The organism is Streptomyces sp. MI02-7b, from assembly GCF_033793585.1.
GTDB lineage: Bacteria > Actinomycetota > Actinomycetes > Streptomycetales > Streptomycetaceae > Actinacidiphila.
In genome coordinates, this window is record NZ_JARAWX010000003.1 from 279830 (window position 1) to 294984 (window position 15155).

A 15155-nucleotide genomic window follows, 5' to 3' on the forward strand; every position below is an offset into this window, starting at 1 on the left:
CCGAAATTTATGGTGCCGTAGGATTCAGGCCATGACAGCAGAGCCACCGGGTGCGACCGGCACGGAGCGGGACTGGACCGACGGCCATGTCGAGCGCTGGCTGCCCGTACTGCCGGACCTCGATCCCGACATCGAGGGCGCCGTCACGCGGATGAAGCTGGTCACCAGGCATCTGCAGAAGGTCCGCGAGCAGTCGCTGGCCTCCCACGACCTCCAGGGGCACGAGTTCCACACCCTGCACGCGCTCGCCGGGCGCGGCGGCCGTGCCGTCCCCTCCGAACTCGCCGCCGACCTCGGCCTCGCCCCCGCGTCCGTCACCGGCCGGGTCGACGGCCTCGAACGCCGCGGCTACGTCCGCCGCACGCACTCCAGCACCGACCGCCGCCGCGTCGACGTCGAGCTCACCGACGACGGCCGCGCCGCCTGGCTCGGCGCGATGGACGTGCTGGGGCACGAGGAGTACCGGCTGCTCGGCGCCCTCGACGCGGGTGAGCGCAGGATGCTGTCCGACCTGCTGCGCCGTGTGATGGCGGTCGCCGAGGCCGGGGGTACCGAAACGGACGCCGGCGGGACGGACGGCGGCGGTGCGGGCGGTACCGGGGCGAAGTGAGCGGCAGCGACCGCCCCGTACATGTCGTACACGCCATCGCCATATCCTGACCCGGGAGTCTGTGCGGAATATGTCGCCGCCGACCCCTGACACTCGGCTGAACCGCCGAGTAGTTTTGCCTTCCTCGCCACCTTCGCCGGCATATCGCTCGGGGGCAGCATGTTGTACAACGAGGACCGGTACCGGACCCTGACCCGTCCGGTCGTCCCGGTTTTCCCCGTCACCACCCGCACGTACCTCGCCACGCCTTCCGGCGAACTGCGCCGCCCGGGCCGCGTGTGGCTCCTGGGCGCCTCGACCCTCGGCGTCTACTGGCTGATCTGGTACTACCGCGCCAACCGCGAACTGCGCGACTTCGACCCCGGCATCAAGGTCCGTCCGGCCCTCGCCGTACTCGCGGTCTCCCTCGGCGCCCTGCTGCTGCTGCCCGCCGCGGTCTCCCTCTACAACACCGGCTGCCGCATCGCCCGCGCGCAGCGCCGCGCCGGTCTCTCCGGCTCGGCCTCCGGCTTCAAGGGCGTCCTCCTCGTGCCGGCCCTCGGTCTGATGCCCTTCTACTACCAGGAACAGCTCAACCGGGTGTGGGTCGCCCGCAACTAGGGCGGTTCCGCGGCAGGTGAGCGCGGGCGGTCCGGGCTCAATGGTGACCGGGTCCTTCCGGAACCGCCCCTCGATTCTGGGTCAGCGCTGTCTCCGGCGCGGGTGACGGCGTGGGCCCGGTGAGGTGGAGATCGACGTTGTCGTGGCCATGGTCGTAAATATTGCGCCCGGAGCAGGATTCGTCGACAGGGCTGCGGCCCGCGGGGCACGGGCGTGCCCCGCCGCTCGGACTGGGAGCGGCGGGGCACAGGGGATGCGGTCGGGTCAGTGCAATGCGCCGACCTCGGCCGCCGACAGTGTCCGCGGGTAGACGTGGACGTCGGCCACGGATCCGGGGAACGCCAGGTATGGCGTCGTGGCAGAAGCGCTGTTGACGCAGCCGCCGACGGTCAGAGGCAGGGACGAGTCGTACTGCGGGCTGAGGTTGGTGGCCGTCCCCATCAGGGTGCCGTTCTGGTAGAGAGCCATGTTGCCTGCGGTGGAGCCTCCCGGAACCGGTGCCCGGAAGGTGGCGACCAGGTGGGTCCAGGTACCGATGGCACCGGTGTTGTTGTCCCCCTCGGCGGTCGGGAAGTCGGCGTTGTCGTCGTTGGTGGTCGTGGTCTGGAACATCCAGGCGCCACTGGATTTGTCGTAGGAGAGGTAGAAGGACTGGTGCTGTGTGGTGCCTTGGCAGACGGCACTGGCGCCAAGTGCTGAGTTGATCTTCACCCACGCTGAGACGGTGTAGTCGTCGAGTGTGTCCACCGCACTCTGCTTGCTCTTGAGGAAGCCGGTGCTGCCGTCGAAGGCGGCGCTGCCGGACAGCCCGCTCGGCGCGTCGCCGCTGAAGGCGACGCTACCGGTGGCGGCGAGCGCGTCCAGGGCAGCGGTGTCGGTCCCGTTCGTGGCGAGTTTCCACTCGTCCTCGGGCATGCCGTTGTCCCAGCCGCTCGGCACGATCACGCTGTTCGCGTCGGCCTCGCTCGCCGCCATGGCGTAGGGGTAGACCTGCACGTCCGAGACCGAGCCCGGGAAGGTGTTGTACGCGTCTGTCTGGTCGGGGCTGTTGATGCAGCCGCCGACCGTCAGGGGCATGGACGAGTCGTACTGCGGGGTGAGGTTGGCGGCTGTCCCCATGAGCGTGCCGTTCTGGTAGATCGACATGACGCCGGTGCCGGCGTCTCCGTCGACGGGAGCGGTGTACGTGACCAGGAGGTGGGTCCAGGTGCCCAGGGCACCGGTTCCTGTGTCGCCTTCTGCTGTGGGAAAGTCGGCGTTGTCGTCGTTGGTGGTCGTGGTCTGGAACATCCAGCCCTGGTTGCCCCGGTCGTAGCCGATGTAGAACGCCTGGTGCTGGCTGGTCCCCTCACAGATGGCGGTGGCCGGGTTGTCGACTGAGTCGAGCTTCACCCACGCGGAGATCGAGTAGTCCGCGAGGGCGTTGACGGCGGTGTGGTCGCTCAACAGGAATCCGGTGCTGCCGTCGAAGTGGGAGGCGGATGCCGGCGCGTTGACCGCGTCCGGCCCAGCTGCGCCGAAGGTCGCCCCGCCGACCGCGGTGAACGGGTTGTCCCCGCGTGCGTCGGTGCCGTCGGCAGCCAGGTCCCACTCGTTGTCGGGAGTGTCGCCCTCGGTTGCGACCGGGACGATCAGGTTCGGCGCGATGGCGACCACACCGGTATTCGTGGCGTTGAGGTACTGGCTTGCCAGGTCGGCATAGTACGTGTCGGAGGGGGTGCCGCCCGAGAGGTCCGTCGTTTTCACGGTCGACGAGATGGCCGTGCCGTCTGTGGAGACCGCTGCGGCGAAGTCGATGACCTGGCTCGGGAAGTTGTCGAGCAGGTAGCCGTTGACCTGCTCACGTGCGGCTTCCTGGGCCGCCGTTCCCGGATGGGCGGCGGTGAATGGAGGGATGGTGGTGAGGTAGACGGTGATGTTGGAGTTTTGCGTCAGCGGTTGCCCGTTGACGTAGCTCTGCCCGTCGTCGGTGGTGTACGAACTCAACTGGCTGTTGAGGGCCGCCAGTCCGTTCTCGACCTTCGTCGCGCAGGTGTTGGCGTCGCCCGTGCAGTTGAGGAGGTCGGCGGCTCCGGTGGAGACGAGGACGGTTCGCACATTGCCCTGGGCCAGCACATTGCGGTCCAGCGGGTTGATCGCGTTGACCGGGCTGTCGCTATTGGTGATCTGCGGCAGCAGGTTGTTGGTCAGGCTGTTGCTGTTGGTGCCGGCGTTCAGCACGCCGTAGTCCACCACGTTGTCGCCGTTGGGGTCGTTGACGATAGCGTCGGTGACGGCGTCGCTGAGGTGGTGCCGGCCGTCGCCGCTCGCGGTGTCCCCGTTGACGCTCTGGTCGCCGTAGAGGACCAGGGAGCCGGTGGGGGCATCGACAGGCGTGGTGACGTCGATGCCGGCCAGGTAGGGCAGACCGGTGTACGTCGTCTGTGTGTACTTCGTGGCAGCGGTGTCACCGGTGCGGTTGGCCGCATCGCTCACCCACACGGGCGTCTGGGCCGCTGCGTGGCCGGGCATGGCCGTCACCGTGCCGTGCACCTGCAGGCTGACCAGCACGGTCGACTGCTGAGGGACGGTCAGTGTCACCGGGTCGCTGGTGACGTCGCCGCCCGCCGGGACGGTGACGGCGGCGGTGCCGCTGAAGGTCACCGCCATCGGCGCCGAGGCGGCCGTGGCGCCGCCCGCAGTGTTGTCCTGGAGGGCAATGGAGGCCGCGTCGAAGGTCACGGGCGCGGTGCCCATGGCGTTGGACAGATGGACGCGGACGCCGTTGCCGTCATCGGTACCGATGCTGACGTGCGCTGGTATGCGGAGCGTCTGCCCGTTGACGGTGGCAGTGGCGCCGCCGGACTGCGTCACCTTGGCGGTGTCCTGGACGGAGGACCAGGTGCCGACCCAGTGCCGGGCGCTCGCCCCGATGCCGGTAACCGTGAGCGGCCGCACGCCCATCCCGAGGATGTGCAGGGTGGGCTGGCCGGCCTGGACACCGTTGGTGAACAGCGGCAAGGAGATGCTGCTGATGACCGAGCCGGGGCAGGCCAGCGGCACGCTGAATGCGTAGATTTTCGGGCTGGGGCTGGGGCTGGTCTGGGTGTTGTTGCTGTGGTTCTGGTGGACCAGAGTCACCGAGGCCGCCGAAGCGGAGCCGCTGAGCCAGTCGGGCACCGTGTCCAGGGTGTAGGACTGGTCGGCGGGATCGCCGTTGGGATTGAGACAGTTGTTCTTGGCGTAGGTGATGGTGCCGGTGGCACCCTTTGCCGCGCCGCCGGTGGCGAAGCCGAGGAAGACCACGGCACTACCGGTGTTCGTCACGCCGCTGTTAGGCACGGTGACGATCTGGCCGGAGGCCAGCATGTTGTCGTAGGTGCCGGTGCCGAACTTGGGCAGGGTGACGCTCGCGCCGTCGACGGTCACCGTCTTGCCGCTCTGCCAGCCCGCGGTGCTCGTCAGGTCGGCGGAGTTGATGCTGTTGCCCGAGCCGTCGGCGTCGGCCGGGCTGGTCGCGGTGGTGAAGGTGCTTGTGGCGGTGTTGTTCAGACAGCTGCCCGTGACGTTGACGGTGCAGGTCAGCGCAGGCGCCAGCCGCAGCAAGTCCAGTCCTGCCTGATATCCCGTTGAGCCGGGGTTCTTGCCGGTCACCGAGAGGGTCAGGGTGTGCACGCCCTGCTTGAGCGTGAGCAGCTGGCCGCTCGTGTCCCGAGGCATGCCCAGATTGAGGAACTGGGTGGTGACGTAGGAGTTGTAGGCGTCGAAGCTGCTGATCAGCGTGGCCTGGGTGGGCTGTCCGGCATCCAGGACCAGGCGGTAGATGCCGTAGTCCTTGGCCTTGGTCAGGTTGGCCCCGAAGCTCCAGGGACCGTTCTTCGGGATGTCGAAGCTGAAGGTCGCGCTGTCACCGCTGACCACCTTCGAGGTGGTGCTCTTGTTGGCCAGCATGGCCTGGTAGCCGTCGGCGAACTCGTAACCGCTGCCCGCCGCCTGGCTGATCAGCTGGCCGCCCTTGGACGTGGTGGTCGCCTTGGGCACGACAGTGGTCGTGCCGTCAGTGTTGGTCGCCGTCCAGCCGGCGATCATCTTGTCGCCGTAGGCGTAGGTGGGCGTGCTGGTACCGGCGTAGAAGGCGTAGCTCGTCTGGGAGATGGATGTAGAGCCCGCCTGGTCCACGGCTTTGGCGTACAGCGTGTGCGGTCCAGCCTTGGCAGGGGCGAAGGCTGGGGAGGCGCTGCCGTTGAGGACCACGGTGCCGGTGCCGGGCCCGTTGTCCGACTTGGCGTAGTAGACGTGTCCCGGCGCGATCGTCGTGCTCGTGGTCCAGGGGGTGACGCTGCTGGTGTAGACCGTGTTGCCGAGCGTGGCATCCAAGGCGAACAGATAACCGGTGATGTTGTTGGTGTGGTTGTTGCTGAGCGTGAAGGTGCCCTTGTCGCCGAAAGCGGCGCCGATCTGCTTGGCCGGGAACTGACTTGAGGTCACCGTCGGGGCCGGTGGGGCGGTGGTGTCGACCGTGAAGCTCTGCGTCTTGGTCCAGATGCCCGAGCCGGTGCCGGCCCAGTAACCGGCCGCGTTCTGGGCGGTGGCCTTCCAGGTGTAGTTGCCGTCCGGCAGGCTCGGAGTGGTCCAGTCACTGCCGTTGGTGCTGTACCGGGCGCGCTTCTTCGAGTCCGTGCTGGGGCCGAAGCCCTGGTGGATCAGGGTGCCGGAGGAGTTGTAGACGTTGTATTCGATGCGCACCAGTTCGCTGCCGCCCGCCAGGTCCGGGTCGACCGCGCGGGCGGACAGCGTCGGCGTGTGGGTGGTGGTCATGGTCTTGCCCAAGCTCACGATAGAAGGCTTGATGGCCGGAGTACCGGTGCCGTTCTTGAGCTTTGGCCGGTAGCTGTAGGTGACCGACATGGTGGCGCCACCGCCGTAGGCGAGCTGCTTCCACTGGGTCGCGTCGTTCATGTCGGGCGACTGGACCATCAGCGTCATGCTGCTCCAGCCGCCGGCCGCCGCGCTCTGGGCCCGGGAGGTCACGTCGAACTCCAACGACGGCGGACTGACCCAAGAGTTGGCACCGTCGGTGACCGGACAAGTGCCGGCCTCGTGGCTCTTGGGGTTGGTACCCAGTGAACCGGTCCGTCCCCCGGGCTCGTGCCCCCAGTACAGCGACGAGGAACTCCAACCAGTGGGGCGATCGGTGCCGTAGACGGCGGCTGGGGTGTCCGCACAGGAGGCGGCGGATAGCTGCTTCACATAGAGCGAAGCGTGGCTTACCACGGCACCCTTGATGCCGCTTGTGTTCATCTGATAGTAGGTGCGGGCTCGTTCGCCATTGCCCGGGGAGTTGTTGTCCCAGCCCTCGCGTGCGTTCGTGGAACCCGAGGTGGAGGTCGAGTTGTAGACGTTCCAGCCATTGTCCGAGATCCGTGCCCAGTCCAGCTGGGATGGTTTGCCGCTCCACTCCGGGTCCACATACACCGGGTAGGCGGTGCTCTTCGAGGACAGCAACTGCTTGTCCAAGCGCAGTAGTTGTGTATGGGCCTTGAAGCTCACCCGGATCCGGGCGCGGTGTTTGCCGACTTGGGCCGCGGCCTTGTGCTCGGTACGTGCGGACGGGGCGGACGCGGTGCGGGCCAGGGGAGTGGCCGCCGCGTGGTGGCCGGCGCTGTCCCACATCAGGGCGGTGTCGCTGTGGAAGACCGTCTCACCGGTGTGGCTGTCCGTGGCCTGGGCGCCGCCGTCACGGGTGGGCGTCAACCGGAGACCGGCGGACGTAGTGCCGAGCGCGAGATTCTGCAGGCGTGGGTCGGCCGCGGCCTTGGCGGTCTTGACCACGAGGATCGAGGAATATCCGGAGGCATCCGCGGTCAGTTGCAGGTCGACCTGGGGCAGTACCTCAGGATATGTGGCGGTGTCGCCGGCGATCACCGGCTCGGGCAGTGTGCCGGGCCATGCAAAACCGAGCTTGTCCGCGCCGCTGCGCATCGTCACCATCGCGCCGGAGCCGCCGCCGGAGAAGGCGACGTCCGTGACGGCGGCCTTGGGCGCCCAGGTCCCGTCCGCCTGCCGGACCAGTGTGGTGTCGATTGGGACCCACTTGCCGTGCAGCCGGGTCCGTTGCGGCATCGAGGCGTCGGTGCGGGTGAAGGTGCCGTCGGGGTTGGCCACCACGATCGTGCCGATGTCGGTGAGTTGATCGATGGCTACCGCTTTGCCGGTCGTCTTGGCCCGCGCGGACGCGGATTCCGTGGCGTTCAACTGGTGGGCAGAGCGCGTGCCGTGGTGCTGCGTCCGAGGCGACCGACTGGGTGCCGCGTGGGCCGGTACCGCGGCGGTCAGTGACCCGGCGGCCAGGGCCCCGATCACGGCCGCGGCGATGGGCTTGGCCGCAGGGCGTCTGGACGCACGCAAGGGTGTGCGAAAGGCGGACATCGTGGCTGGGATCCTTCACTGCTCTTGTGCGGTCCCCCCGTGGGTCCGCGCCGCTGTGCATTCTGAGGTCCCAACCGAGCGAGGTCCATCGGCACTGATCATTCAACGACCACCGATCGTCCACTTTTGCCGTATACAGCACAACTTGGGTTTCAACTCGGGACTTCTCTTGGGTCTTTCCCGAGGAACTCTTTACCTGTGAAGATCGTGTGCGGCCTAACGTGATTTATCACGGGGGGTGTGAGCTTTGTGTGCCCTCTTTCTATGTGCACTCAGGCGTCCTGGGACGCCTTGTGTGCTCTTGCCTCAGAGAGGGGATCGCGCATCATGGTGCGAGCGGCGGGGTGGCGGCAGTGGAGGTCGGCCTCACACACCCGAAGATATCGACGCACGGTGTTCGTCACGGCCGGCGCTCTGGTGCTGTCGGGTCTGCTGCCCGTGGGCACGGCCGCGGCGGCCGACGCGGCGAAGCATCATGTCTCCGCTCCGGACATCCCGCACGACAAACGGATACCGTTCACCCGTGCCACGCCCAAGCGGGGCGCCTCGCAACCGGGGTTCAAGCACTATGATCCCACCGCACAGGCAAAGCTTCCCGCCCCGGGCAGCGCAGACGTGACCCTGCCACCAGCGGCTCCCTCGACGCGCCTGGCTGCCAAGGCGACACAAGTGCGGGCCGGCAAGACGCCCGTGCTACTTGGTGCCGTGGCGGACAGACGGCAGCGGGGAACCGCCGTCACCGGATCGCAGCACGTACGGGTGACGGTGCTGGGTCAGAACACCGCACAGGCCGCCGGTGTCCACGGGGTACTCTTCACCCTGCGCAGTACCAGCCCCAGGGGAGCGAAAGTCTCCCTGCGGGTGGACGACTCATCGTTTCGTCACGCCTTCGGCGGTGACTTCGCCTCCCGCCTGCACCTGGTTCGGCTGCCTGCGTGTGCCCTGACCACACCGCAGTTGGCGAAGTGCCAGAGCCAGACACCGGTGCGCAGCGCGCCGGGAGCGCCGTTGTCCGCGCAGCTCACCGTGGCGAGCACAGCCGCCGCGACAGACCGTGTCACCGGATCTGCGAAGTCGGCGACGGCCTCCGGCGGTGCGCTGACGGTCATGGCGGCGACATCGGACACGTCGGGTTCGTCAGGCGACTACACGGCCACGAGCCTGTCACCGGCAGGGTCGTGGTCGACGTCGGGCAACACCGGTGCCTTCACCTACAGCTACCCGATCACGGTGCCCGCCTCGATCGGCGGCGTGACACCCAAGGTGGACCTGTCGTACGACTCGGCTGGCCAGGACGCACGGACCGAGGGGACGAACAACCAGTCCTCGTGGCTGGGTGACGGCTGGGCGTCGAGCGAGAACTACGTCGAGCGCACTTACAAGTCGTGTGACGACGACTCCTCCTCGGGCGCGCCTAAGAACGACGGCGACCGGTGCTGGGCCGGTCAGATCCTTACCCTGTCCCTGAACGGCAAGTCGACGCAGTTGGTCTACGACGACGCTACCAAGACCTTTCACCCGGCTCAGGACGACGCAGTCACCAAAGTGGAGGACCTGACCGGCGCCACAAACGGCACTGCCGACAAGGAGTACTTCAAGGTCACCGAAGGGGGTGTGCAGTACTTCTTCGGCTACAACCGGCTGCCGGGGTGGTCCGCTGGTAAGGACGAGACCAAGTCCGTCTGGACCATGCCGGTCTACCACGCGCACAGTGGCGTCTCCGACTGCCCGGACGGCTCGGCCTTCGCGGACACCTCCTGCACGCTGGGCTACCGCTTCAACCTGGACTACGCCGTGGACACCCACGGCAACGCCAGTGCCTGGTACTACAGCCCGGAGACGGGCTACTACGGCGCGGACATGAAGAACGACGCGGTCTCCTACGTCCGTGGCGGCACCCTGGCACGCATCGACTACGGCATGACGTCCTCGACGGTCTACTCGAGCACCGCCCCAGAACAGATCCTCTTCGACACCGCCGAGCGCTGCATCCCAGGCACCCCCGCCGGGAACACCTGCGCTGACGGTCAGTTCACCCCCGCCAACGCCGCCTACTGGCCGGACGTGCCGGTGGACCTGAACTGCACGGCTGGTTCCACGAACTGCACAACCCACGGCCCGAGTTTCTGGTCGCGCAAGCGTCTGACGTCGATCACCACCCAGGTCCAGGTGGCGGGCGCGACCAAGCAGGTCGACAAGTACAGCTTCACGCAGTCGTTCCCCGACGGCGGTGACCACGCCCCCACCCTGTGGCTCGACTCGGTGCAGCGCACCGGTCTTGACACGCTGGGCGGGGCTTCGGGTAGCACCTCGACTCCGGCGGTGAGTTTCGACCCGCCGCTGCAACTGCCCAACCGGGTCGGGACGATCCCACAGATGCCGCTGATGTACCACGACCGAATTCAGACGGTCACAAGCGAGACCGGAGCCCAGACGACCGTCACCTACGACCGTCCCGACTGCTCCAGCGCCCCGGCGAGTGATCCGGACGACCCGACGGACGCGGCGGCAAAGTCCTTCGCATCCACCAACACGCTTTCCTGCTTCCCGGTGTACTGGACCCCGACGGGGCAGCCGGCGCCGTGGATGGACTGGTTCTACAAGTACAAGGTCTCCTCGGTCGTCACGACCGACCCGCACAACTCCTACCAGGACGGCACCCAGCCGGTCCTGGAGACGGACTACGCCTATAAGGGCAACCCCGGCTGGCACTACGACGACAACGAGGTCGTCAAGGCCAAGAACCGTACCTGGGGCCAGTTCCGCGGCTATCCCGAGGTGGACGTCACCACGGGTGACCCGAATGTCTTCCACAAGACGAACGGTGTCGATGTCCACGACCAGAGGACTCTCACCAAGACGTACTACTTCCTCGGCATGAACGGGGACACGCTGCCCGGCGGTAAGACCCGCTCGGTACCCGACCTGACCAGCCAGGACGGCACGGTCAGCGTGACGGACGACAACGCCCTGGCAGGGCAGGTCTTCGAGACCGACGGCTTCACAGCCGCCGGTGGCACCCTCGCCACGGCTGTCGTCTCCGTTCCCACGATCATCGGCCCCACGGCCTCCCGGTCACGCAGCGGGCTGCCGGATCTGACGGCTCAGATGGTCCGCGGCGCCAAGTCGCTGACCCGCAGTGCGGTGTCGAACGGCTGGCGCAGGACTGAGACCGACACGTTCTACAACCGGACGCTGGGCAAGTCGACGACCGGTATGCCGGTACAGACCGACGACCGGGGCGCCGTCACCGAAAGCGACAACGTCGCCAAGTGCACCTACACCCGCTACCTCTCCGGCACCAGCCCACTGCTGACGCTGCCCGCCGAGACGATCACCACGGCACAGGACTGCGCCACGGCCGGTGCCACCCCCAGCGGGACATTGATCTCCGACATTCGCACTTCCTATGACAAGAACCCCTTCGCCTATGACGGCGACGGTCAACAGAGCCCGGCCCTGCCCGATCACCCCGACGTCACCTTGGTGCAGAAGGCTTCGGCCGCCAACGGCGCCACCGCCACCGCATTCGTCGACGAAACCGACACCACCTACGACGCGTACGGCCGCGCGACCACGACCGTCCGCACCCCCCACTCCACTGCACCGGACGGCAAGAGCCTCGCGCAGACCGTCACCACCGCCTTCAACCCGACCAGCGGCGCCCTGCCGACCAGCACCGTCACCGCCACCCAGGTGACCCCCGGAGCAGCCTGCACGACTGGCAGCACCAGTTCCAAGGATTGCCAGGTCAGTACTACGACGCTCGACCCAGCCAGAGCGCTCCCGGTGGCCAAGGCCGACGAGGCGGGTCTGCTGACCTCGCTCACCTATGACGCGCTCGGTCGCCTCACGGCCGTATGGCTGCCGAACGAGGCCAAGGCCAACAGCGCTCCTGCGAACATGACTTACTCCTACAGGCTGTCCCAGAGCGCGCCCTCCGTCGTCACCGAGAACTCCCTCATCGACAACGGCGGATACCGCACGAGTGAGACGCTGTACGACGCGCTGTTGCGCACGCTGCAGACACAGGACACCGCCGAGAACGGCACGACGACGGTGTCGGACACCCAGTACGACTCGCACGGCTGGACGGTCGTCACCAACAACGCCTACAACGTCGCCGGCAACCCCGGCAACAGCCTGATATCCGTCTCGCAGGTGTCCATCCCGGACACCACGGTGACGGACCGAGACGGTCAGGGCCGTCCCGGCCTGGTCACCGAGGAGCACGCCGGAAGCAAGACCGCGTCCACCACCACCGCCTACACAGGCGACCGGACCACGGTCGTGCCGCCCAAGGGCGGCGTGGCGACCACTACTGTGGTCAATGCACGAGGCCAGCGCACGGAACTCGACCAGTACACCACCGTTCCGTCCATGTCCGGCTCGGCCGCGACCGGATTCACCGCCACCGGCGGCACTCCCTCGGCCACCACGTACGGCTACGACAAGGCAGGCCGGCAAGAACAGGTGACCGGAGCTGACAAGGCGATCTGGAAGTTCGGGTACGACCTGCTGGGCCGCAAGACCTCCCAGACGGACCCCGACACCGGACTGAGCAAGTACGGCTTCGACGACGCCGGCAACCTCGTCTCCACCACCGACGCGCGCAACGTCGAGCTGGACTACACCTACGACCTGCTGGGTCGCAAGCTTGCCGGCACTGACAAGGCCCAAAAGGACTTCCAGTTCGCATCCTGGACGTACGACACCCTGCGGATCGGAAGGCTCACTTCTTCGACGCGCAACGTCCAGGGCGTGACCGGCGGCTACACGGTGGCCACCACCGGGTACACCAGCCTCGGTAAGTCCACCGGTACCAAGATCACCCTGCCCGCATCCGAGACGCCGCTGCCGTCGACGTACACCACGACTTATACGTACACCGGCAATGACCAGCTACTGAAGACACAGACCGACCCGCGCGTCGGGTCGCTGAACAGCGAGGTCATCACCTACGGCCGTGACGCGCTGGGCAACCCCACCACCACGGGAAGCAGTATCAACACGTACGTGGGCGCCACCACGTACACGAACTACGCCGAGCCCTCCCAGGTCACCCTGGGTGCCTCGACCAACCCGGCCTGGGCCACCTACAGCTACGACGACCAGACCCGCCGACCGACCGACCGCCTGATCTCGCGCACCCAGGCGCCTGGCCCCACCGTCGACGACACCGCGTACACCTATGACGATGCCGGAAACCCGACCTCCATCACGGACCGGCAGTCGGAGACCGGCAACACCGTCACTGACCAGCAGTGCTTCGGCTACGACACCCTGAACCGGCTGGCCTCGGCCTGGACAGCGACGGACAGTTGCCGGGCCAATCCGCCCACCAGCGGTACTTTGGCCGCCACCGCCGGTTCCTACTGGCAGTCCTACAGCTACGACGCGGTCGGCGACCGGTTGCAGACAGTCGACCACGCGATCGGATCGGGCACCACCACCACGCTCGGCTACGTCAACGGCTGCACCGCCGGTTGCAACGCCACCGGCGCCCAGCCCCACACCCTGACCGACACCACGGGAGGCGCCAGCCCGACCCACTTCGTGTACGACACCGCGGGCAACCTGCTCACCCGCACTCCTGCGAGCGGCCCCGGACAGAGCCTGAACTGGGACGACGAGGGCCATCTGGCCGAGGTTGACACCACCGGCGCGAGCCCGACGGTCACCAAGTACCTCTACGACGCCGACGGCAATCAGCTCATCCGCCGCGACCCGACACAAACCACCCTGTTCGCGGGCGATACCCAGATCGTCGTCAACACCGGCGTCACACCGAACGTTCTGCTCGGCGGGGTCCGCAGCTACATCCATGGTGGTGGCACCGGACAACCCGTCGCAGTGCGCTCCAGCCTGTCGGGCGGTGGCCTCAAGTACGTGTTCTCCGATGCGAACGGCTCGGCGACCCTGGCCATGGACGCAACCACCCAACAGGTCGCCCGTCAGCAGTACACGCCTTACGGACAGTCGAGAGCCAGCGCCAACAGCACGAGTTGGCCCGATCCCACACGCGCCTATCTCGGCAAGCCGAAGGACACGAGCACTGGCTACACGGACGTCGGCGCCCGCAAATACGACCCCGCTCTCGGCCGCTTCATCAGCGCAGACCCTCTGCTGAACACCGCTGAGCCACAGTCGCTCAACGGCTACGCCTATGCCAACGACAATCCCGTCACACTGTCCGACCCCGCCGGCACCGATCCGTGCGGAGGACTCACGTGCGGGCACGCGGGTGACAAGTGCAGCGACCCCGACATCTACTGCAGCGCGGAGAAGGCCGACGGCACGGCCGACCCCACGGGCGGCGCGATGTTCAATGGCGGTGGCACCGGCAGCGGTGGCAGCGGAAACAACGGTTCCAGCAGCACCCCGTCATCGGTGATCGTCAACGGCTCGGTCGCCGGGGTCCACGCGGGCACCAACCTGGTCAAGATGCTCACCAACTCGCAGCGCAATGCCTCATGGCTGCGGAACTGGGCGAAGTCCATGGGATGGGTCAAGAAGCCGAACAGCCCCGTCGAGAAGTGGGGCTATTACGACGTCGACGGCAAGTACGTCTGGATGCTTCAGCTCAAGTTTGAGGCGAGTACCGGGCCGGGTTTGCATGCCGGCAGCGGTCAGCCTCGCGTCTCCGCCCGCCTCGATCTCGACGGCAAGTACACCAATCCGTTCACGGCACAAGAAGGAAGCAAGCACGACGCACTACTCGGATCTTCCGACCCCAACGCCAACCTCGGGCACATCCCGCTCGACGAGCCTTGGGTGAAGCCAGGTGGCATCGATCTGCTGAGGGCTGGCGTGCGTATCGGCGGCAAACTGATGGTCGGTGCGGCGGTAGCCTACGACGCATACGACGTGGCCTCGGCGCCGAGCGATCAGAAGGTCAGCACGGCGACCCGCGACGCGGCGGGCCTCGCGGGCGGCCTGGCCGGCGCGGCGTACGGAGCGGAGACCGGTGCGGCCATCGGCACGTTCTTCGGCCCGGTCGGTACCGGGGTCGGTGCGGTCGTTGGCGGACTTGCGGGCGGCATCATCGGCAGTGGCGTCGGTGAGAGTATTGCCGACGGCATCAAGGATCTCTTCTGAAAGGAATGGTCGAGTCGATGTCGACGACGCCACCACCCGACGACCCCGTTGGGTTCCAGTTGATCGCGATTCTCAACGACCCGGACGCCCCTGAGGCGGACCAGCTCGACGCGGCAATGGATCTGGACCTCCACTCCGGTCCCCGGTTCGAACAGTCGATCTTTGAGATCCTGCGACGCGAGGACTTCAGCAGTGTCCTGGCCCAGATGTGCGCGGAGTCCCTCGCGGGAATCTGGGCCCGGGAGGACCGGATCGACGAGGAGTTCTTCTCCGAACTCCGTGGGCCGGCCATTCGAGAGGTGCTTGGCATCCTCGGAGCCCGCGCACCGCACCTGATCCCGGAGGGGTTGCGACAGAGCTGACATGTAGGCCGAGCGGCGGCCCCACCGGCTTTCCCGCTGGGGCCGCCGCTCGTTTTGTCGGGATGCGCGAGACCGGC

The 15155-nt window shown here is 67.2% G+C and carries 5 protein-coding genes; 4 read left to right on the forward strand and 1 reads right to left on the reverse strand.

Going from position 1 to position 15155, the window contains the following annotated elements:
* The first annotated feature begins 31 nt into the window (after nucleotides 1-31).
* Both PV364_RS05995 and PV364_RS06000 read left to right on the forward strand, forming a co-directional pair.
* On the forward strand, nucleotides 32-610 hold the full coding sequence (locus PV364_RS05995; RefSeq protein WP_319658618.1) for a MarR family winged helix-turn-helix transcriptional regulator: 579 nt from the start codon (nucleotides 32-34) through the stop codon (nucleotides 608-610).
* Between the two features lie 159 nt (nucleotides 611-769).
* Nucleotides 770-1210 carry a DUF4234 domain-containing protein gene (locus tag PV364_RS06000; RefSeq protein ID WP_319658619.1) on the forward strand — a complete coding sequence of 147 codons (441 nt, stop codon included), beginning with the start codon at nucleotides 770-772 and terminating at the stop codon, nucleotides 1208-1210.
* Between the two features lie 264 nt (nucleotides 1211-1474).
* On the opposite strand, the gene PV364_RS06005 is transcribed toward PV364_RS06000, so the two are convergent.
* Nucleotides 1475-7444, reverse strand: coding sequence for a LamG-like jellyroll fold domain-containing protein (locus PV364_RS06005; protein WP_319658620.1), 5970 nt, complete (start codon nucleotides 7442-7444; stop codon nucleotides 1475-1477).
* A gap of 1281 nt (nucleotides 7445-8725) precedes the next feature.
* Here PV364_RS06005 and PV364_RS06010 point away from each other — a divergent pair.
* Both PV364_RS06010 and PV364_RS06015 read left to right on the forward strand, forming a co-directional pair.
* Nucleotides 8726-14716 carry an RHS repeat-associated core domain-containing protein gene (locus PV364_RS06010; RefSeq protein ID WP_319658621.1) on the forward strand — a complete coding sequence of 1997 codons (5991 nt, stop codon included), beginning with the start codon at nucleotides 8726-8728 and terminating at the stop codon, nucleotides 14714-14716.
* A gap of 5 nt (nucleotides 14717-14721) precedes the next feature.
* The gene (locus PV364_RS06015) at nucleotides 14722-15078 is read left to right on the forward strand and encodes a hypothetical protein (RefSeq protein ID WP_319658622.1); all 357 of its coding nucleotides are present in this window, start codon (nucleotides 14722-14724) and stop codon (nucleotides 15076-15078) included.
* Nucleotides 15079-15155: the final 77 nt, after the last annotated feature.

What these genes read in the sequence shown, in the direction of transcription:
- PV364_RS06010 (WP_319658621.1), top strand. Translation starts at nt 8,726, where the DNA reads ATGGCGGCGACATCGGACACGTCGGGTTCGTCAGGCGACTACACGGCC.
- PV364_RS06015 (WP_319658622.1), top strand. Translation starts at nt 14,722, where the DNA reads ATGGTCGAGTCGATGTCGACGACGCCACCACCCGACGACCCCGTTGGG.
- PV364_RS05995 (WP_319658618.1), top strand. Translation starts at nt 32, where the DNA reads ATGACAGCAGAGCCACCGGGTGCGACCGGCACGGAGCGGGACTGGACC.
- PV364_RS06000 (WP_319658619.1), top strand. Translation starts at nt 770, where the DNA reads ATGTTGTACAACGAGGACCGGTACCGGACCCTGACCCGTCCGGTCGTC.